At 39.6% G+C, this 20727-nt stretch carries 22 protein-coding genes; 20 read left to right on the top strand and 2 right to left on the bottom strand.

Going from position 1 to position 20727, the window contains the following annotated elements:
* Positions 1-12 precede the first annotated feature (12 nt).
* The 7 genes from M3175_RS17675 to M3175_RS17650 all read left to right on the top strand — a co-directional run bounded on the left by M3175_RS17675 (position 13) and on the right by M3175_RS17650 (position 5421).
* On the top strand, positions 13-1311 hold the full coding sequence (locus M3175_RS17675) for an arsenic transporter (RefSeq protein WP_371321707.1): 1299 nt from the start codon (positions 13-15) through the stop codon (positions 1309-1311).
* A 15-nt stretch (positions 1312-1326) separates the two neighbouring features.
* Positions 1327-1746, top strand: a complete 420-nt coding sequence (gene arsC, locus M3175_RS17670) for an arsenate reductase (thioredoxin) (protein ID WP_251521868.1) — start codon at positions 1327-1329, stop codon at positions 1744-1746.
* Positions 1747-1836: 90 nt separating this feature from the next.
* Positions 1837-2190 carry an arsenite efflux transporter metallochaperone ArsD gene (gene arsD, locus M3175_RS17665; protein ID WP_251521865.1) on the top strand — a complete coding sequence of 118 codons (354 nt, stop codon included), beginning with the start codon at positions 1837-1839 and terminating at the stop codon, positions 2188-2190.
* 20 nt (positions 2191-2210) lie between these two features.
* Positions 2211-3977 (top strand): arsenical pump-driving ATPase, encoded by a 1767-nt coding sequence (arsA, locus tag M3175_RS17660; RefSeq protein WP_251521851.1) that lies wholly within the window; start codon positions 2211-2213, stop codon positions 3975-3977.
* Positions 3978-4147: 170 nt separating this feature from the next.
* Positions 4148-4279 carry a hypothetical protein gene (locus tag M3175_RS24970; protein WP_285852334.1) on the top strand — a complete coding sequence of 44 codons (132 nt, stop codon included), beginning with the start codon at positions 4148-4150 and terminating at the stop codon, positions 4277-4279.
* Between the two features lie 16 nt (positions 4280-4295).
* On the top strand, positions 4296-4724 hold the full coding sequence (locus M3175_RS17655; protein ID WP_251521848.1) for a protein-tyrosine phosphatase family protein: 429 nt from the start codon (positions 4296-4298) through the stop codon (positions 4722-4724).
* A 184-nt stretch (positions 4725-4908) separates the two neighbouring features.
* Positions 4909-5421, top strand: coding sequence for a DoxX family membrane protein (locus M3175_RS17650; protein WP_251521845.1), 513 nt, complete (start codon positions 4909-4911; stop codon positions 5419-5421).
* A 39-nt stretch (positions 5422-5460) separates the two neighbouring features.
* Here M3175_RS17650 and M3175_RS17645 read toward each other — a convergent pair whose 3' ends face one another.
* A complete protein-coding gene (locus M3175_RS17645) occupies positions 5461-5769 on the bottom strand; it encodes a winged helix-turn-helix transcriptional regulator (protein ID WP_251521842.1) in 309 nt (102 codons plus the stop codon).
* A 205-nt stretch (positions 5770-5974) separates the two neighbouring features.
* On the opposite strand from M3175_RS17645, the gene M3175_RS17640 reads away from it, so the two are divergent.
* The 12 genes from M3175_RS17640 (at position 5975) to M3175_RS17585 (ending at position 16391) form a co-directional block, all read left to right on the top strand.
* Positions 5975-6826, top strand: coding sequence for a VOC family protein (locus M3175_RS17640; RefSeq protein ID WP_251521839.1), 852 nt, complete (start codon positions 5975-5977; stop codon positions 6824-6826).
* Between the two features lie 393 nt (positions 6827-7219).
* On the top strand, positions 7220-8602 hold the full coding sequence (gene nhaC / locus M3175_RS17635; RefSeq protein ID WP_251521836.1) for a Na+/H+ antiporter NhaC: 1383 nt from the start codon (positions 7220-7222) through the stop codon (positions 8600-8602).
* A 42-nt stretch (positions 8603-8644) separates the two neighbouring features.
* Positions 8645-9190, top strand: a complete 546-nt coding sequence (locus M3175_RS17630) for a cysteine hydrolase family protein (protein ID WP_251521833.1) — start codon at positions 8645-8647, stop codon at positions 9188-9190.
* 132 nt (positions 9191-9322) lie between these two features.
* Positions 9323-10081, top strand: coding sequence for an NUDIX domain-containing protein (locus M3175_RS17625; protein WP_251521830.1), 759 nt, complete (start codon positions 9323-9325; stop codon positions 10079-10081).
* 12 nt (positions 10082-10093) lie between these two features.
* The gene (gene pnuC, locus M3175_RS17620; RefSeq protein WP_251521827.1) at positions 10094-10774 is read left to right on the top strand and encodes a nicotinamide riboside transporter PnuC; all 681 of its coding nucleotides are present in this window, start codon (positions 10094-10096) and stop codon (positions 10772-10774) included.
* A gap of 3 nt (positions 10775-10777) precedes the next feature.
* Positions 10778-11794, top strand: a complete 1017-nt coding sequence (gene nadR, locus M3175_RS17615; RefSeq protein ID WP_285852333.1) for a multifunctional transcriptional regulator/nicotinamide-nucleotide adenylyltransferase/ribosylnicotinamide kinase NadR — start codon at positions 10778-10780, stop codon at positions 11792-11794.
* A gap of 115 nt (positions 11795-11909) precedes the next feature.
* Entirely contained in the window at positions 11910-12191 is a 282-nt protein-coding gene (locus M3175_RS17610; protein WP_251521824.1) for a hypothetical protein, read from the top strand.
* A gap of 20 nt (positions 12192-12211) precedes the next feature.
* Positions 12212-13087: an FAD:protein FMN transferase gene (locus M3175_RS17605; protein ID WP_251521821.1), complete on the top strand. Its 876-nt coding sequence runs from the start codon at positions 12212-12214 to the stop codon at positions 13085-13087.
* On the top strand, positions 13084-13641 hold the full coding sequence (locus M3175_RS17600; protein ID WP_251521818.1) for a ferric reductase-like transmembrane domain-containing protein: 558 nt from the start codon (positions 13084-13086) through the stop codon (positions 13639-13641). The genes M3175_RS17605 and M3175_RS17600 overlap by 4 nt, the downstream gene beginning before the upstream one ends.
* Before the next feature lie 82 nt (positions 13642-13723).
* Positions 13724-14164: a MerR family transcriptional regulator gene (locus tag M3175_RS17595; RefSeq protein ID WP_251522203.1), complete on the top strand. Its 441-nt coding sequence runs from the start codon at positions 13724-13726 to the stop codon at positions 14162-14164.
* 53 nt (positions 14165-14217) lie between these two features.
* The gene (locus M3175_RS17590) at positions 14218-15510 is read left to right on the top strand and encodes a hemolysin family protein (protein ID WP_251521815.1); all 1293 of its coding nucleotides are present in this window, start codon (positions 14218-14220) and stop codon (positions 15508-15510) included.
* A 65-nt stretch (positions 15511-15575) separates the two neighbouring features.
* Positions 15576-16391 carry an undecaprenyl-diphosphate phosphatase gene (locus M3175_RS17585; RefSeq protein ID WP_251521812.1) on the top strand — a complete coding sequence of 272 codons (816 nt, stop codon included), beginning with the start codon at positions 15576-15578 and terminating at the stop codon, positions 16389-16391.
* Positions 16392-16848: 457 nt separating this feature from the next.
* Here the strand turns inward: M3175_RS17585 and M3175_RS17580 are convergent, their stop codons facing one another.
* Positions 16849-18285 (bottom strand): glycoside hydrolase family 1 protein, encoded by a 1437-nt coding sequence (locus M3175_RS17580; protein ID WP_251521809.1) that lies wholly within the window; start codon positions 18283-18285, stop codon positions 16849-16851.
* 514 nt (positions 18286-18799) lie between these two features.
* On the opposite strand from M3175_RS17580, the gene M3175_RS17575 reads away from it, so the two are divergent.
* Positions 18800-20722 carry a beta-glucoside-specific PTS transporter subunit IIABC gene (locus tag M3175_RS17575; RefSeq protein ID WP_251521806.1) on the top strand — a complete coding sequence of 641 codons (1923 nt, stop codon included), beginning with the start codon at positions 18800-18802 and terminating at the stop codon, positions 20720-20722.
* Positions 20723-20727 lie beyond the last annotated feature (5 nt).

The raw sequence follows: 20727 nt of genomic DNA, 5'->3' as shown, positions 1-20727 counted from the left end.
GGAGGTTCATTTGTGACATCTATTGTTTTTGCATCAGTGATTTTTTTGCTGACACTAGTATTAGTTATTTGGCAGCCTAAAGGATTGTCGATTGGATGGTCCGCATGTGGTGGAGCAATCCTGGCACTGCTTGTTGGTGTGGTGGATTTTAAGGATGTTCTTGATGTAACGAGCATCGTTTGGAATGCGACCTTAGCGTTTATCGCCATTATTATCATTTCTTTGATTCTTGATGAAATTGGTTTCTTTGAGTGGTCGGCTCTTCATATGGCACGAGCTGCAAAGGGAAACGGTGTGCTCATGTTTGTGTATGTTTCCATTTTAGGTGCGATCGTTGCCGCATTCTTTGCGAATGACGGAGCAGCATTGATTCTCACACCTATTGTCCTAGCGATGGTTCGAAACCTACAATTCAACGAGGGTATGGTGTTTCCATTTATTATCGCGAGTGGATTTATCGCTGACACTACTTCATTACCACTTGTCGTTAGTAACCTGGTGAATATTGTTTCTGCTGACTTTTTTGGCATTGGATTTGCTGAATTTGCCTCAAGGATGATTGTTCCAAACTTCTTTTCGTTAGCAGCGAGCATTCTGGTTCTTTATCTTTATTTTAGAGTAAGTATTCCAAAAACCTATGACTTTAGGCAGCTGAAACAACCGGTGGATGCGATACGAGATCAGAAGATGTTCCGTCTTTCTTGGTTGGTTTTAGCGGTTCTTCTCATTGGTTATTTTGCGAGTGAGTTTACTGGAATTCCGGTTTCCATTATCGCTGGAATGGTTGCGATCTTCTTCCTATTTATGGGCCGAAGAAGTCCGGCTGTCAACACTCGCTCCGTTGTAAAAGGAGCACCATGGGCGATTGTGTTTTTCTCGATTGGGATGTATGTGGTCGTTTATGGTTTGCGAAATGTAGGCTTAACCAATCTATTAGCAGATTTAATTCAGGTAACGGCTGATCAAGGATTGTTCGCAGCCACTATAGGAATGGGCTTTATTGCTGCGATTTTATCATCTGTGATGAACAATATGCCGACCGTGATGATTGATGCGTTAGCGATCGCTGATACAAATACTTCAGGAGTTATTCGAGAAGCACTCGTTTATGCGAATGTCATTGGTTCAGACCTTGGACCGAAAATTACTCCGATTGGATCGCTTGCGACTCTTTTATGGCTCCATGTTTTATCGCAAAAGGGAGTCAAAATTTCATGGGGGACTTATTTTAAAACAGGTATCATTCTAACCATCCCAACATTATTTATTACGTTGGTTGGGCTATATATTTGGTTACTAATCATCCACTAAAAGGAGAAGAAAAACATGACGAAAAATACAATCTACTTTTTATGTACTGGAAATTCTTGCAGAAGCCAAATGGCAGAAGGTTGGGCGAAAAAACACTTAGGAGAAGAGTGGGATGTGAAAAGTGCTGGACTTGAGGCACACGGTTTGAACCCGAATGCAGTGAAGGCAATGAAAGAAGCGGGAATCGATATTTCCAATCAAACATCTGACACCATTGACCCTGAAATCCTAAATAATGCGGACTTAGTGGTCACTCTTTGTGGGCACGCGGCAGACCATTGCCCAGTGACTCCTCCACATGTGAAGCGTGAGCATTGGGGCTTTGATGATCCAGCGAAAGCAGAAGGAACAGACGAAGAGAAATGGGCATTTTTCCAACGTGTTCGTGATGAAATTGGCGATCGAATCAAAACATTTGCTGAAACAGGAAAATAAGCATAAAACCCGGGGATGAATCCATCTCTGGGGTGTTTTCTACCTTGTATATAAGTATATGCTTATAAAATTAAAAGGGAGTGTTTCAGAATGACCAAAGTTGAAATCTTTGATCCTGCTCTTTGCTGTCCAACGGGTGTGTGTGGACCGAGTGTTGATCCTGAATTAACAAGAATGGCTACTTCAGTCTTTATTTTAGAAAAAAAGGGCTTCGATATTACAAGGCATAACTTGGCGAGTGACCCTGGGAAGTTTGCTGAAAATTCGAAGGTGAATCAATTTTTACATGAAAAAGGTCCAGATTCGCTTCCAATTACGTTAGTCAATGGGGAAATCATTCAATCAGGAAGCTATCCATCAAATGAAACACTTGCTCAGTGGTTTGGTATCAATATGTCCGAATTAGAGAAGAAGAAGGTTACAAATAAAATCAACCTAATTTAACCGATGGAAGGTGAAAGGTGATGTTCCAACCATTTGAGCCCAAAACTGCTATTCATACCCCGTTTCTTTTTTTCACAGGAAAAGGTGGAGTAGGGAAAACATCGACTGCCTGTGCAACGGCTGTCGCGCTTGCAGATGAAGGAAAGAAGGTTCTGCTTGTAAGCACCGATCCAGCTTCTAATCTTCAAGATGTTTTAGAACTTGAACTCACAAATATTCCAGCAGAAATACCACAGGTGAAAAATTTATTTGCTTGTAATTTAGACCCGGAGCAAGCAGCGAAGGCCTACCGTGAAAAGGTTGTTGGACCGTATCGAGGGGTACTGCCCGATTCCGTCGTAGCAACGATGGAAGAGCAATTATCCGGAGCATGTACGGTAGAAATAGCGGCATTCGATGAATTTACGAGTCTTTTAGCCGATCCAGCGCTAGTAAATGCCTTTGACCACATCATTTTTGATACGGCTCCAACGGGACATACCCTTCGGTTGCTTCAATTGCCATCCGCATGGAGTGGTTTTTTAGAGGAAAGTACTCATGGGGCCTCTTGTTTAGGACCACTGTCAGGATTAGGAGAGAAAAAGGATTTATATGCAAAAACGGTTCAGGTATTATCCGATTCTGCTCAAACAATGCTCGTTCTTGTCGCTCGACCGGATGAATCATCACTATATGAGGCCAACCGAGCAGCAAAGGAACTAAAGGAAATTGGCATACAAAATCAAGCGTTAATCATTAACGGAATCCTTCAAACGCATTTCCCAGATGATAAGATTTCTACCGCTTTTTATAAAAAGCAACGAAACGCGGTGAGTCAGTTGCCAGATGAATTAAAGCAAGCGGTCATCTACTCCTTGCCATATGTTTCGTATTCTTTAACAGGGTTAGAGCATTTACGATATCTGTTGAAGCATTATTCGATTCCACCTGTTCAATTGGCGGGAGAACTTGAAAAAGGACACACACTTCCTGACTTAGAACAACTAGTGACCCATTTTTCTACTCAACAAACCCGGGTTATTTTAACGATGGGAAAAGGGGGAGTAGGGAAAACGACGATTGCATCGGCCATCGCGGTGGGCTTAGTGGAAAAAGGTCATAAAGTGCATATAACCACAACAGACCCGGCCGCCCATTTGGAGCTAATGTTTGAAAATCAAGAATATCCCGATTTATCTATTAGCCGAATTGATCCGAAGCATGAGGTGGAGATGTATAAAAAAGAAGTGCTTTCAACTGCGGGTCAGAACTTGGATGATGAGGGTCTTGCTTATTTAGAAGAAGACCTAAATTCACCGTGTACAGAGGAAATTGCCGTCTTTCGAGCGTTTGCTGAAGTGGTGGACCGATCGAAGGATGAAATCGTAGTGATTGATACAGCCCCAACTGGACATACTTTGCTATTATTAGATGCGGCACAGTCGTATCATAAAGAGCTTTCTCGATCAACGAGAGAAGTACCAGAGAGTGTTCAAAAGCTTTTGCCACGCCTAAGAAATAATCAAGAAACAGCGGTGGTTATCGTGACGTTAGCGGAAGCAACTCCCGTTTTGGAAGCACAGCGTTTGCAGGAGGATTTGAAAAGAGCAGAGATTCTTCCGCAGTGGTGGGTGATTAACCAAAGTCTTTATGCAACAGATACAAAGGATCCGGTGCTAAAGGGACGAGCCATAGCAGAGGAGCAGTGGATTCAGAAGGTAGAAGATATTTCAGCAAAATGTGCCATTGTTCCACTGATGAATGAAGAACGATCTGGTTACGAACACTTAAAAGCATTGGTAAAGTAAAAACATATGAGAGGATGAATACGATGCAAATCACGAATGAAGCACGTGATCAATTAAAGCAAGTATTTGCAGAACAAGCGGCCAATGGTCTCCGCGTATATTTTGCGGGCTTTGGCTGAGGACGACCACAAGTAGGACTGGCTCTGGATGAGCCGGAAGAAGATGATAAAGTGGTTACCATTAATGAGATACAAGTAGCAATCGATCCGCATATTGAGGATCACATCGGAGAGCTGATTTTAGGACTTAACGAAGAGCGAACCGCTTTTGTGCTTGTTGGAAACGAAAGCGATTGTTGCTAATAGGAGGATACCCCAGATGAGCGAAAAAAACTATCATGCTTTAATTAAGGATCGAATTTTTATCGGTGGAGCGGATCAAGTCGAAGAGGTCATGGAAAATGAGAAAGTTGACGTGATCTATGATTTGCGCGCAGAGGCTCCAACAGAAGAGTCTAAATATAACCGAATTCATCAGCCAATTGTTGATGATGAGGAGCACCAAGAAGAGTCTGTGAAAAAGGCCATTGATGAAGTGATTTCTTCCTATAACGAAGGCAAGAAAGTGTATTTCCATTGTGGTGGTGGCAGCAATCGAACAGGTACAGTAGCGATTGGTACTTTGTTAGGATTAGGGCATGCTGAGGAAATCGACAAGGCGGAAGAAATGGCGCAAGGGATTCGTCCGAAAATTAAGGTGAAGCCAGAGATGAAGGCAGCACTGAAAAGGATTTACCCGAACGCTTAATTTAAAAGTACAGCTACGTATAGTTGGCTGTACTTTTTCATCATATATTGTGAATTCATTCACAAAAAGTCCATAACTTTGTAGCAATTATTTGAACAATCCCTTGAAGCAATGATATTTGAAATTGAGAATGTTAATCTAAGTGCATAGAAATAATACATTTATTCTTGAAAGGAAGATTCATATGATAAACAAGTGGTGGAGAAATAACAGAATTGCAGCAGGGATTGTTACAGTGATTCGATTGTATTTAGGATACGGCTTTCTAACAGCAGGCTGGGGGAAAATTAGCGGAGGGGCATTTGATGCAAGTGGCTTTATTGGAAATGCCATTAAAAATCCGGTGGTAGGTCCAGATGGTAGTACCGTGTTTGGTGCTTATACTTCATTCCTAGAAAGTGTCGCTCTACCGAATGTGGAGCTGTTTAACTTTATGGTTCCATGGGGTGAATTTCTAGTAGGCTTAGGTTTAATTTTAGGATGCTTAACAACAGCTGCTTCTTTCTTCGGAATGGTAATGAACTTTTCATTCTTATTAGCAGGTACGGTTTCTCATAATCCAACAGATATTTTAATGGGCTTCCTGATTATCACTGCTGGTGCAAATGCTGGTGTATTCGGACTAGATCGTTACGCATTACCTTATTTACGTAAGTTAACAAACAAAGGCAAAGACAGTAAAACCGTGATGAACTAATGAAAAAGGGTTGCAATCATTGAATTGCAACCCTTTTTGTTATGCTTGCAGCCAAGATTGTGACCATTTTTCTATATCTCTCATAAGAGGCTCCAAGGCTACTCCCTTATCAGTTAGTGAATATTCAATTCGAACAGGAGTTTCTGGGAATACTTCGCGCTTCACAATGCCTTCATTCTCCAGATCTTTTAACCTCTCTGAAAGCACACGACCACTTACACCAATCGATGATTCTAGGCTACAAAAGCGCTGTGGACCACCTAGTAACTGGTAAATAATTAAACCCGTCCATCTTTGGCTTAAAATACTCATCGCTTTTTCAAATCTAGGACAAATGGATTTATCCATAACAATCACTCCCTCCTTCTATTATAACCCCTTTTTTTCATAATTAAATTATTTTTTATAAAATACTTACTTGACGTTTGTATGTTATGAAAATATAATTACTTACATAAAGTAAGTTACTAACAATTTTGATGATCAGGTATTTAATAGAAAAAAAGTAAATGATAAGTATACATGAAGAAACATACCAAAGGAGAGATCACAAATGGGATTTCATCGTGAACCAAATACATTTGTTAGCCAAGTAAACTTAAAAGTAGCAAACCTAGAACGTTCAATTACATTTTACCAAGAGGTCATTGGACTACAGGTGTTAAACCAAACAAACAGTACCGCCGAACTAACAGCTGATGGTAAAACCGTGCTTGTTTCTGTGCAACAACCGGATGATGTCGTTTCTAAGCAAGGACGAACGACTGGCTTGTATCACTTCGCTTTACTTTTACCAACTCGTGCCGATTTAGGAAGATTACTAAAGCATTTTCTACAGGTGCGTTATCCATTACAAGGCGCATCCGACCATTTGGTAAGTGAAGCGATCTATTTAGCTGACCCAGATGGGAATGGAATAGAAGTGTATGCGGACAGACCTGCTTCTGGTTGGAGCTGGAATAATGGAGAAGTGGAAATGGCAACGGTTGCGTTAGATGCGGAAAGCCTTCTTGCAGAGGGAGAAGGAGAGGCATGGAACGGAATGCCAGCTGGTACGATTATGGGGCATATTCATCTTCATGTATCAGAGTTACAGAAAACAGAGGAGTTTTATACAAAGGGACTCGGATTCGAGGTTGTTACTCGATACGGAGGCCAGGCATTATTTATTTCTACTGGGAAATACCATCATCATGTTGGATTGAACACATGGAATGGTGTCGGTGCCCCACCTGCTGCTGAAAACAGCGTTGGCATGGAATCTTATACAATGGTGCTTCCTAGTGAAGAAAAGAGAGAGCAGATTATCTCTCAGTTACAAGGAATGGGCGTAGCAGTTACGAAGGAGAACGGTGTATATATTACGGCAGATCCTTCAGGAAATCGAATTCGATTAGAGGTTTAATGGGGTAAAAAGCAGTGAGGTTCTTTTTTAGGACTCACTGCTTTTTTGTGGTTGTTTTTAGTTACCTTATGGCCTAGTTTTTGAGTTCAATGGGAACTGAAAGGAGAGTTGAGTGCCCGCGGGCGAAAAATTCCGCCCTCTCCGGTAACAGAAAGAGCGAGCGACAGAAATCAAGCCAACATTTATTTCTCTTGACAGAAACCTAGTAAATTATTATATTAGAAACATACTTTAATGCTAAAAAGCGTTTAAGTGAAATAGCATTTCCGTATGATTGAAAGGCGGAAAATCTACTATTCTTATATAAATTAGGGTGGTAATGCGGAGCTCCTTTGTCCCTATTGGCGTGAGGGCTTTTTTCTTTGCTCAAAACCCTTATTGGAGGAAAACATCATGAATCAAGACAGCGTTCTTACATTAAAACCAATTGAAGCTTTTATTATCTCCTTGATCGTTATTGGGGGAATCAGCTATTCTCTTATATTTGCTGGTGCCGTTCCTCATATTCCAATTGTTTTAGCGATCATGGGATTGTTTGTTTACGGTATTTGTAAGAAGGTATCTGTTAAAGAATTGGAAGAGGCGATCATTAATGGAGCGAAATCTGGAGCTGGAGCTGTATTTATTTTTCTCTTTATCGGGATGCTGATTAGTAGTTGGATGGAAAGTGGAACGATTCCTACTTTTATCTACTTAGCGCTTGAAGTTGTGAGTGACAGATGGTTCTATGCGATTGTGTTTGCCGTGACCGCTATTATTGGCATGAGTATTGGAAGTTCATTAACGACTGCAGCAACCATCGGCGTTGCCTTCATGAGTGTATCCACTGCGCTTGGACTTTCAGATGCTATAACAGCAGGGGCCGTGATTTCTGGTGCGTTTTTCGGAGATAAAATGTCCCCTCTATCAGATACAACGATTTTGGCATCTTCTACTGTTCACGTAGACTTGTTTGACCACATTAGAAACATGGCTTGGACAACCGTCCCAGCGTTCATCCTGTCCTTTCTATTATTTGTTCTGTTGTCACCGGCGGAATCGGCGGCGAACTTTGCCAATTTAGATCTTTTGAAAGCAAGTTTGAAAGACCATGACCTTGTACATTGGTACTCTTTATTGCCATTTGTAGTGTTAGCACTGTTAGCGATCAAAAAAGTGCCAGCGATTATCACTTTAGCATCAGGAATTGCTACTTCACTTATTGTTACGTTATTTGTACAAAAGGAAATCAATCTTCAGGGACTAATGAACACTCTATTTTCTGGATATTCCTCCAATACAGGAGTGGAGGAAATCGATTCTATGCTTTCTAGAGGTGGGATGGACAGCATGATGTTTTCTGTTTCACTTATTCTTTTAGCATTAGCTATGGGTGGGTTATTTTTTAAGCTTGGAATTCTTCCAGCTTTACTTGCAGGAATTAGTGGAATGTTGAATAAAGTATGGAGTCTGGTGGTTTGGACGGCAGGAACAGCCATTACCATTAATTTCTTAGTAGGGGAACAATACCTCTCGATCCTTCTAACAGGAAGTTCTTTTAAAGAAAGATATAAAAAGATGGGGTTACATGGGAAAAATCTTTCTAGAATCCTAGAGGATGCGGGAACGGTAGTCAATCCACTCGTTCCATGGAGTGTGTGTGGAGTCTTTTTAACGGGAGTATTAGGAGTAGAGACACTATCTTATCTTCCTTTTACGTTTTTCTGTTTGTTAAGTCCAGTCATTACCATGATATTTGGAATAACTGGTTTCAAACTTTCAAAACAAGAGGAATAACCTTACAATGAAGGTACGACGGATTCTTGAGGAGTGTAAACGATGACGAAAAGAGCTTTGATTAATATCGATTATACAAATGATTTTGTTGTGGGTGCGTTGCCATGTGGAGAGCCTGGTATTGCCATCGAAGGAGAAATCACCAAGATTACTGAGGAATTTATCAACAATGGCGAGTATGTGGTGTTCGCGATTGACCTGCATAAAGAGGGAGATCATTATCATCCAGAAACAGAGCTGTATCCTCCTCACAATATTGAAGGAACGGATGGCAGGCATTTGTATGGGAAGCTAAATACACTGTATCTTCAAAACCTGGAGAAGGAACATGTGTATTGGATGGATAAAACACGCTACAGTGCTTTCGCTGGAACGGATTTAGAAATTAAGCTAAGAGAGCGCGGCATTACAGAGGTTCACTTAGTTGGTGTTTGCACCGATATTTGCGTGCTACATACGGCAGTGGATGCCTATAACAAAGGCTTTAAAATCGTCATACATGAAAAAGCGGTAGCTAGCTTTAATCAAGCCGGACATGATTGGGCTTTAGGACATTTTAGAGGAAGCATGAATGCACAAATTATATAATTACCTTTAGGCGTAATCATCATATTGATGGTTACGCTATTTTTTTCCATTTTAGTTCTTGACTATCGAGTGGATGCAGTTTATATTTTAATTAACAATTAATAAATTGTTAATTAAAAGGAGTGAAGAGACATGGCCTTTAGATCCCCAGATGGATACACAAGTGATATTGCTGTTTTCACAATCACATCTGAAAGCAATGGAGAGTATAAACCACCGAAAAAAACATTAAAAATTCTACTAATAAAAAGAAGCGAACATAATCATGAAGGTAATCACAATATCGAGGCAGGAAAATGGGCTTTACCGGGTGGATTTGTTCAACCAAAGGAAACAGCAATGACAGCTGCCGAACGAAAACTGTATGAAGAAACAGGAATCGATGGGTTAAAGATGAAGCATTTTGGAATATATGATGACCCCGAACGCGACAATAGGGGTTGGATTATATCAAATGCACATTATGTAATAGCGAGTGAAAAATCTTTAGAAAAAAGGAAAGTATCAAAGGATGCATCTGATATTCAACTGTTTTCAATAGAAGAGGCATTAGCTTTAGATCTTGCTTTTGATCACCGAAACATTATCGATGATGCCCTTTGGTTTATTAAAAAAGATATGGCTTTGACCATATTGGCAAAGCATTTTTTACCAGAGGAGTTTGTTTTGTCAGAATTGCAAGGGGTGTTGCTGACGGTGCTAGATGACCCAGCAATCTCATCAGATGCTGCCTTTTTTAGAAAAGCTCCTACCCTTCCTTTTCTTGAGGCAGTGATGGAGGATGGGAAACCTAAGAAATCAAATCGTTATTCGAAAACACCTGCGCAGCTGTATCGATTTACAGATTTCCAACCGATGGTGTCGGTGTACAACCCAAAATTAAAAGGCTAAGGGGAGAGTAAAATGAAAGATTGGACTCGTTTTGAGTTGGGATGGTTGGCTATATTTACGATGATCAATATTTACCTTTTCTTTGCTTGGGAGGATTCCCTTATAGGACTGATATCCTCGATTAGTGGTATGCTGTGTGTCGTGTTAGTTGCCAAAGGGAAGATCTCGAATTATTATTTTGGGATCGTTCAGACAGCTACTTACGCGTATATTGCTTACGGCTATGGTCTTTACGGGGAAGCCATGTTGAATGGGTTGTTTTATTTTCCCGTTCAATTCATCGGGATATATTTATGGAGTAAAAACAAGACCCGGCATGGAGTAAAAGGGGAAGACGTTACGGTTAAAAGTCTTACCAAGTCAGGCTGGGCAACTACGGTTCTAACCGTTACGATATTCACGATTGCGTATGGGTTTTTCTTAAAATATTTAGGTGGAAACAATGTATGGACTGACTCAGCAACCAATGTCCTGTCTGTGACAGCGCAAATTTTAATGTTAAAACGGTTTGCAGAACAATGGTTGTTATGGATTGCTGTAAATGTATTATCAATTTTCCTTTGGTTAAGTGCCCTTATTTCTCAAGGAGGAAATGATTTTTCGATGCTCGTTATGTGGTCGGCGTTCCTAGTGAATAGCATATATGGATATATCAATTGGCGAAAGCTTTACAGAAAGCAAAGTGGGGTGTAAATCTTGACAACTGGTTTCATTGGAGGCAAATTTCTTCCTTTACATCTTGGTCATGTGTATGCGATTATTCATGCATCCTCAATGGTGGATGAACTGTACGTGGTTTTATCTCACAGTGAAAAGCGGGACCTGGAATTATGTGAAGGCACACAAATGAGCTATATTCCCGCACGTATTCGTTTGCGGTGGCTTTCTCAATTAACGAAGGATATGCCCCATGTAAAAGTCATTTCTATTGAAGATAATCAAGGGAATGCAGACTACAATTGGGTTCAAGGAGCGGAGATAATCAAGGAAGAGATAGGAAAGCCGATTGACTTTGTGTTTAGTTCAGAACTTGAGTACAGCAAGATTTTTGATAAGTTATATCCTACTTCTAAGCATATTCTGATCGATCCTACTCGCAGACAAGTTGGAATCTCTGCGACAAAAATTAGAGAAGAAGGAGTTTTTCACCACTGGGCCTTCTTACCAGACTTAGTGAAGCCATACTTTGTCAAAAAGGTAGTGATTGTCGGAACGGAGAGCTGCGGGAAGTCGACATTAACGAAAAATCTTGCCAAAATCTATAATACTAGCTATGTAGAAGAATATGGTCGGACCGTATGTGAAGAGATTGGCGGCTGTGACGGTATTATAATAGAGGAAGATTATTTGAAGATCGCATATGGACATAAAATGAGAGAAATAGAAGCGATTAATGTGGCAAATAAGTTGGTGTTTATTGATACGGAAGCAATCGTGACTCAATTTTATTCTCATCTATATAACGAGGTGTACCAGCCAGTGTTAGACGAAATAGCCAAGCTACAAGACTATGATTTATGGTTATTTTTAGAGCCAGATATCTCATGGGTGGATGATGGGTTGCGGATACATGGAGACCACACAGCACGAAATGAAAACAATCATCATCTCAAAAGGCTGTTAGAGAAGCATCAAATTAACTATAAAACGTTACATGGTAGCTATGAGAATCGGTTGAAGAACGCCCTCGATTTCATTGAAGAGCTATTTTGAGTGAATAAAGCGTAAGTCCATCTAAAGGACTTACGCTTTTCTTCTTCTTTTTGTCATTAAATTTTCATTATTTCCAAGTACAGTATAGTAAGAACGAAGAAAAGGAGAATGAAAGATGAAGAAGAAAAAAGCTAAATGGTCTGTGATCTCAGCTACTTCCCTTACATTTTTAACGTTTGTTGGCCTTGTCACTGGAAACGCAAATGGAACTTCTACATCAGAAGAATCTGTCGCCATAAATAACGAAAATTCAAGTTCTCCCTCAGAGGACAGTGAAACCGTCGAAGAAACGACGGAAGAATCAAGTTGGAGTCAGTCACCACGAGAGGATCGATCCTTTAGTGCTCCTTCGAGTGGGTACGAACAAGGTTCAGGTAGCTCGGGGTCGTCAAGATAATGGAAGCCACATTTACAGCCATGAACTCTACGATCAAATTGAAGGGCATGAATCAAGCTTTACAGAACTACTTAATGAATGATTTTACTACCTTTGAACGCAAAGCGAGTCGTTTCATCTCAGAAAATGAACTCGATTTTATCAACAACAGTCCTCTACATGTGCCAGTGTTCCTCGAAGAAACAATCGCTGATTTATTTGAAAGATCCATGCAGCTGTCAAGAAAGGTAGATTACTATGTGAACCCTTTTTTAGGAGATGCGATGAAGTCCATTGGCTATACTGCCTCTTACACTACCGATTATTCACCTGTTTTCAAAGATTCTACCTCAAGAGGATTTGTGAATGAACCATATGAACTCTTAGCTAAGCAATGGATGATAAAAAATGAAGATTTCTTCCTTGATTTTGGTGGCTTTGGAAAAGGCTATACGGTGGATCGTGCTAAAGAGTATTTGCTGAAAGAAGGACTAACGGAAGCTATCGTGAATGCAGGTGGAGATCTAGCGGTCATCGGTACACAACAAGTCGGAATTGAACATCCGGTTATTACTGGAAAAGATATGATGCGGTTTTTTCTGACAGATTTGTCGATGGCCACGTCGGGCAAAAACTACCGGAAATGGTCGAATGGCAATCAAACCATTCATCATATTGTGAACGGACAAAATGGACAGGTCGCCACTAATAACGTGTTACAAGCAACAGCCATTGCTCGAACAACGATGGAAGCAGAAACGATTTCTAAGCTATTTTGTATCGTACCTTTTGAGCAGGCAAAGAAGATAGTTTTTAAGAAGTTTCCTTATACGGCGTATATTGTTTATTTTCATAATCACCAAGTTACGGTCGGAGGAGACACGACCCTTTTTGAAAAATTGGAGGTATCATCATGAGTTGGATTTGGATTTGGATCTTAATACGTGTTACTGGGCTAACCGCTTATGTGTTGTTGACCCTTTCAATACTGGCAGGAATTATTAAGCATATACCAGGGAAGAAGTGGAGAATATTAGAATTTCACCAGGCGATTGGACAAGTTGCGTTAGTAACCATCGGAATTCATGCGGCATTGCTCATTTTTGACCAATACGAGCCTTATACTATAGAAGAAATTCTTATTCCGTTTATGGCATCATATCATCCTATTTTAAGTGCAATGGGCACAATAGCCGCATATTTATTAGTGATCGTTATAGTAACCTCGAATTTTATGAAGGTAATAGGAAGATCTCTTTGGAAGAAAACGCACTATTTAGTGTTTCTTGTTTGGTTCCTTTCACTTGCTCATGGACTATTCCTTGGTTCAGATTCAAGTACGAGTTGGGCGATATGGCTTTATTTTACAAGCTTCCTGGTCGTATTGTGCTCAACTTTTTACATGATTTATCGTATGAAAAAGAAAAAGGCGATAGCAAGTGCTCGAAAGGTTTCCGTTACACAATCATAAGGAATTGCCCCCTCTAGTAGGGGGTTTTTCTATGAAACTTTATTCCATATTGTGCGTATTAGTTGTTATAAGGCTAGACTCAATGTATAATACATTTCATAACTATCACGTGACGGTTTGGAGGGACTCCATTGGGACTGAGAAATTGAAAATTGGCGAATTAGCTGAAATAGCAAATGTTACTAAGAGGACCATTGATTATTATACGAATCTAGGACTGTTAAAAGTAGAACGTTCCACTTCGAATTATCGCTATTATGATAAGTCGGCGATCGAACGACTGCATTATATTGAAAAATGTAAAAAAGACGGAATGTCACTGGAAGAAATAAAAGAAATAGTCGTAGAAAAAGATGCAGAAGAAATCGATGTTCTTGAACTGAGACTGAAGATTCAAGGTTTGGAAAAAGAGGTCACAGATGTGTTGGCACATCTGGATCAAAAGAATTTAAAGAATGTAAAAAAGAATGTATCCAATGAGAGTCTTTCATTAATACAGACACTTTTGTTATTGATTAATTAAACTTTTGTTTTACTATATTGGGAGGTGTAGGTCTTACTTTGTAAGACCGATCGTTGACAACTATAAATTTACTTTTAATTGCTTTATTAATTGCTTTAACCGCTTTTTTCGTAGCTACAGAGTTTGCTATTGTAAAGGTTCGTGTGTCGAGAATTGACCAATTGATTGCGGAAGGAAAAAAGGGTGCTGTATCAGCTAAGCGAGTGGTGACCCATTTGGATGAATACTTATCAGCCTGTCAGTTAGGGATTACGATTACCGCGTTAGGCTTAGGGTGGTTAGGTGAACCGACTGTTGAAAAAATATTACATCCAGTATTTGAACATTTTCATTTTAATGAATCGTTGATTGGAATTTTATCATTCGGGATTGCCTTTGCTTTAGTTACATTCCTGCATGTGGTTGTTGGTGAGCTTGCACCTAAGACGGTGGCAATTCAAAAAGCTGAAGCAGTTACATTGATGTTCGCGGTACCAATTATCTGGTTTTACCGTATCATGTATCCATTTATTTGGTTCTTAAATGGTTCTGCTCGTTTATTGGTTGGCGCATTTGGTCTGAAACCTGCCTCCGAACACGAAGTAGCTCACTCTGAAGAAGAACTTAGGATTTTATTATCTGAAAGTTATAAGAGTGGAGAAATTAACAAAAACGAACTGAAATACATGAACAATATTTTCGAATTTGACGAAAGAATAGCAAAAGAGATTATGGTTCCTCGAACAGAGATGGTATCCATCTCTATCAATGAGTCGTATGCTGATATTCTAGCAACTGTTAAATCTGAAAATTATACGCGATACCCAGTTGTGAATGGTGACAAAGATAATATTGTTGGATTCATTAACGTAAAAGAGTTGTTGACAGCTGATATTTCAGATGAAGAACGGGCTGTCTTTACGATTGAGTCCTTTATCAACCCGGTTATCCGCGTGATTGAGACCGTTCCAATTCATGACTTACTCGTAAAAATGCAAAAAGAACGTACACATATTGCAATATTAATAGATGAGTATGGTGGAACATCCGGATTAGTTACTGTTGAAGACATTCTAGAAGAAATTGTTGGGGAAATTCGCGATGAGTTCGATGAAGATGAATTACCTGACATTCGTAAACTAAATGAAAATCACTATATCGTAGATTCTAAGTTGCTGGTAGAGGATGTAAACCATCTATTGGAAACCACCTTATCAAATGAAGATGTTGATACTATTGGTGGATGGTTTATGACTCAAGATATGGAAGCACAGGTGGGTACTGAGCTAGAAGCAGAAGGATTTGTGTTTAAAGTCCAGAAAAAGGATGGACACCATATTCAATATTTGGAAATTAAGAGAGCTTAATAGTATAATAATGTAGGGCTTGGATCTTTCCAAGTCCTTTTCAATTTTTATGAAGGAGTGAGTCGGTGGAAGAAGTATTAATCATAATAAAATATGCCTTTTTAGGAGCGCTACAAGGTTTTACAGAACCCATTCCAGTCTCCTCTAGTGGACACTTGGTGCTTGTTCAGGAATTTTTAGGTATTAATGTGGCTGAAGGAGATTTTAGCTTCGAAGTATTAATGAATTTCGCTTCTCTTTTGGCTGTATTACTTATTTATCGAGACGATCTCATAAGATTAGTGAAAAACGGAAGCAACTATATGGTGAAAAAGGATCCGAGTGATAAGAATGATTTTCTTTTTATCATTTATTTAATCATTGGTACTATTCCTGCTGGTGTGATCGGGATATTGCTAGAAGATACGATTTCTGGTTATTTCAGGGGAGTTGCTCCGATTGGTGGAGCTCTAATTGTCACAGGGATAGCACTTTGGCTCATTAGAAATCTTAAAGGAACAAAGGGCGATAGAGGGTTAACGGTCAGAGATGCCCTTATTGTTGGATTCGCTCAAGCAGTGGCATTAATTCCTGGAATTAGCCGCTCGGGTGCCACGATTGTAGCTGCGATGGGAATAGGGATGAAAAGAGAAACAGCCTTACGATTCTCATTCCTTCTATATATTCCTGTTAGCTTAGGGGCAATAGTGTTAAAAGTAGGTGACATGCAGTTGGGAGACATGGTTATTCCTTATATCGTGGCGTTTGTGATGTCTCTCATATTATCCTATTTCTCGCTTAAGTGGTTTATGGGGATTATGGAGAGAGGAAATCTCAAGTATTTCGCTTATTATTGTTTTATTGTCGGACCGTTGGTGTTGGTTTTATCGCAGTTTACATAAAGATTATGAAGAGCAAAATTAGAGATGAATTCGGTGGAAACGTCTTTCATCGGTTAATGAAGGATGAAACCAGGGGATAAGCCTGAGGAAACGTCTTTCATAGGGTTAATGAAGGATGAAACCAGGGGAGAAGCCCGAGGAAACGTCTTTCATAGGGTTAATGAAGGATGAAACCATGGGAGAAGCCTGAGGAAACGTCTTTCATAGGGTTAATGAAGGATAAAACCAGGGGAGAAGCCCGAGGAAACGTCTTTCATAGGGTTAATGAAGGATGAAACCAAGGGAGATTTACGAGGAAACGTCTTTCATCGGGCTTATGAAGGACATAACTGTGGAGATTTCAGAAGAACCGTCCTTCATTCCCCACAACAATTGGCAAAGTAGCCAGCCATAAAAACCTTTCGACCCTAACAAAAAAGCATTGGCCCACCAAAATGGACCAATGCTTTCTTATTTATTATAGCTCTTGCCCGTTTGTAGCAATTACGTTTTTGAACCAGTAGAATGACTTCTTCTTACTACGTTCAAGAGTACCGCTTCCATCGTCATGCTTGTCTACATAGATGAAGCCGTAACGCTTGGACATTTCACCAGTAGATGCACTCACTAGGTCGATACAGCCCCATGGAGTGTAACCCATTAGTTCTACTCCATCTTCAATTGCTTCACCCATTGCTTCAACATGCTCACGAAGGTAATTGATGCGGTAGTCGTCGTTGATGCTTCCATCTTCTTCGACTTTATCGTACGCACCAAGTCCGTTTTCTACGATAAATAAAGGTACACGGTAACGATCATATAATTGGTTTAACCCAATTCGTAGACCAGTTGGGTCAATTTCCCAGCCCCAGTCACTTGCTCGTAAGAATGGATTCTTAACGCCACCAATCAAGTTACCTTGTCCAATTTCTTCTGGAGTTTTATTTTTCTTTTCTGTACGTGACATGTAATAGCTTAATGAAATGAAATCAACAGGACCCTCTTTAATGATTTCTAAGTCGCCTTCTTGGATATCTAAATTAATACCGTTTTCTTTCCAGAAACGTTTTGCGAAAGCAGGGTATTCTCCTCTAACTTGTACATCCCCACAGTAGTTGTTAAATAAACGCTGTTCTTGTAAAGCATGCATTACATTTTCTGGATTTGAGTCAAAAGAGTAAGTCGGTGCATAAACAAGCATACAACCAATTTGACTTCCAGGAATTATTTCGTGTCCTGCTTTTACGGCAAGCGCACTTGCCACGAATTGGTGATGTAGACCTTGGAAGCTATCCTGTAATTTTGTTTCTTCTGTTTCAGGAGAAAAACCTAGTCCAAGAATTGGCAAATGTGTTGCTCCATTAATTTCATTGAAAGTTAACCAGTATTTCACTTTGTCTTTATATCGTTTAAACAATGTTGTTGCATATCGCTCAAAGAAACCAATCACTTCACGGTTACGCCAACCACCATACTCCGTGATTAGATATAGTGGAATCTCATAGTGAGAGATTGTAACAACTGGTTCAATATTGTATTTTTTCAATTCATCAAATACACGGTCATAGAAAGCCAGACCTTCTTCGTTCGGCTCTACCTCGTTACCTTGAGGGAAAATTCGGCTCCATGCAATACTCATTCGGTATGTTTTGAATCCCATTTCAGCAAATAGGGCAATATCTTCTTTATAGCGATGATAGAAATCAATACCATCATGATTTGGGTAGACATATTTTTCTTTATCAATTTTAAAGTCGAATCCAGGCTCAGCAATAACTTTTAATCTTACTTTTCCACCTGGCATTACATCTGCCAAGTTCATACCTTTTCCGCCTTCAAGATACGCACCTTCTAATTGGTTGGCAGCTGTAGCACCGCCCCATAAAAATCCTTCTGGAAATTGATATTTTGTCATTTGAAAAACCTCCATTTATGTTTTTATGGCTACGCTTTCACTGAGGCAAAATAAAAAACCTAAACCACGTAAGAGACACACTAGTCTCATAGTTTACGTGATTTAGGTTTTGCCTGCATAACCAGTAACAATCCTAAAAAGGTTGTTTGTTTAATTGCGTTAACTATAACATGAATATTTTGTCGAAGCAATAACTTTGTAAACGTTATTTTAAAAACTTGTCGGATGGGATCCAGGATGGACATTTTTTGCATTTTTATATATATAAGATAATAGTCGGCAATCTATAAAAATATTAAAAAAATTTAAAAGAAAGCGTTGACACCTACTAAATCCCCGTGATAAATTACACGTATCAAATAAAACTTAATAAATTCCTTGAAGGAATGTTACCTTAAGTGGGCATAACCTGATCCGATTAGAAACACGCTATCGCTAGCTGTGTGTGTTCCTAACTGGCTCAGGTTTTTTATTTGGAAAAATAAATATCAAATAAAAGAAGGAAGGGTCAAAAATGAAATACGAGCAATTAGCTAAAGATATTCTTGCCAATGTAGGCGGAAAAGAAAACGTTTCCAGTGTTGTTCACTGTGTCACACGTCTACGTTTTAAATTAAAGGATGAAAGCAAAGCAAATACAGAAGTGTTAAAAAATATGGATGGTGTTGTAACCGTCATGAAAAGTGGAGGACAATATCAGGTTGTTATTGGAAACCATGTCCCTGATGTATATGCGACTGTTTTGCAAGTAGGCAATCTCGGTGCTGTTAGCGAAAACAGTGATTCAAGCAGTGATGAAAAGCTTAGTATGGGTGCAAAATTCATTGATATGATTTCAGGCGTTTTCACTCCAATCCTGGGTGTTTTGGCTGCAACAGGTATGATTAAAGGGTTAGCTGCCTTAATCTTAGCATTAGGTTGGGTTGAAGCAACTTCAGGAACTTACCAACTATTGAATATTGCCGGTGATGGGTTATTTAACTTCTTGCCAATCTTTTTAGGATATACAGCGATGAAGAAGTTTGGCGGTACGCCGTTTGTCGGTATGGCGATCGCAGCAGCGTTAGTTCATCCTACATTAGCAACATTAACTACAGGAGAGACTTCAAAGGTACTTTTCCAAGGTACAATCTTTGAATCGCCAATACACATTACATTCTTAGGAATACCAGTAATCATGATGAGTTATGCATCAAGCGTTATTCCAATCATTCTTTCAAGCTTTGTAGCTTCAAGATTAGAAAAGAGTTTAAAGAAAGTTATTCCAGATGTTGTAAAAACATTCTTAGTTCCATTCTGTACGATTGGTATCATGGTGCCTTTAACATTCCTAGTCATCGGACCTATCTCAACATGGGCTGGTAGTTTGCTAGGTGCAGCGACTATATGGATTTATGAGTTAAGTCCTCTTGTAGCAGGTTTAATTCTAGGTGGATTCTGGCAAGTGTTTGTTATCTTCGGACTTCATTGGGGTCTTGTTCCAATCGCAATGAACAACTTAACTACGATGGGTAACGACCCAGTATTAGCAACAACTGTTATGGTATGTTTTGCACAAATCGGTGCAGTATTAGCCATTATGCTGAAAACTAATAATAAATCATTAAAATCACTAAGCGTTCCAGCGTTCATTTCAGGTATTTTCGGTGTTACAGAACCAGCTATTTACGGTATTACATTACCGCTTAAAAAGCCATTTATCATGAGCTGTATCGGTGGTGGAGTCGGTGGAGCGATCATCGGTGCTACTGCAGGTAAATTATGGATGTTTGGTGGAATGGGTGTATTCGTTCTTCCAGCTTTTATCCAACCAGGTTCAGGACTTGATATGACTTTCTGGGGAGCCATTATTGCAATGATCGCAGGTTTTGCAGTTGCATTTGTGTTAACGTATTTATTTGGCGGGATTAATCAAGAGAAATCTTCAAAAGACACAAATGATATAACTACAGCTTCTAAGGAAGTAGCCGCAACAAAGGTTCAAAATGAAGAAGTAGTAAGTCCATTAAATGGTGAAGTAATTGCCTTATCTGAAGTAAAAGACGCAGCATTTTCATCTGGTGCATTAGGTCATGGTGTAGCAATTGAGCCAAGTGAAGGAAAATTAGTTGCTCCAGTAGCAGGAACAGTATCAGCACTTTTCCCAACAAAGCATGCGATTGGTATTACTACGGATGCAGGTGCTGATCTGTTAATCCACATCGGTATGGATACCGTTCAATTAGAAGGAAAGTTTTTCACCGCTCATGTGTCTCAAGGTGATTACGTGAAAGCAGGTCAATTACTAATCGAGTTTGATATGGAGCAAATTAAAGAAGCAGGAAAGCCGTTAACAACTCCAATCGTTGTAACCAACCATAAAGAGTTCGATTTACAACTTGCTGATTCAAAACAAGTGAAAATTGGCGCACCATTATTTACACTAGATAGTAAGTAATCAAC

Origin of the sequence: Robertmurraya korlensis, from assembly GCF_023715225.1 — a bacterium.
Lineage (GTDB): Bacteria > Bacillota > Bacilli > Bacillales > Cytobacillaceae > Robertmurraya_A.
Note: the sequence above shows the minus strand (reverse complement) of the source record. Positions and strands in the feature narration are given on the sequence as shown.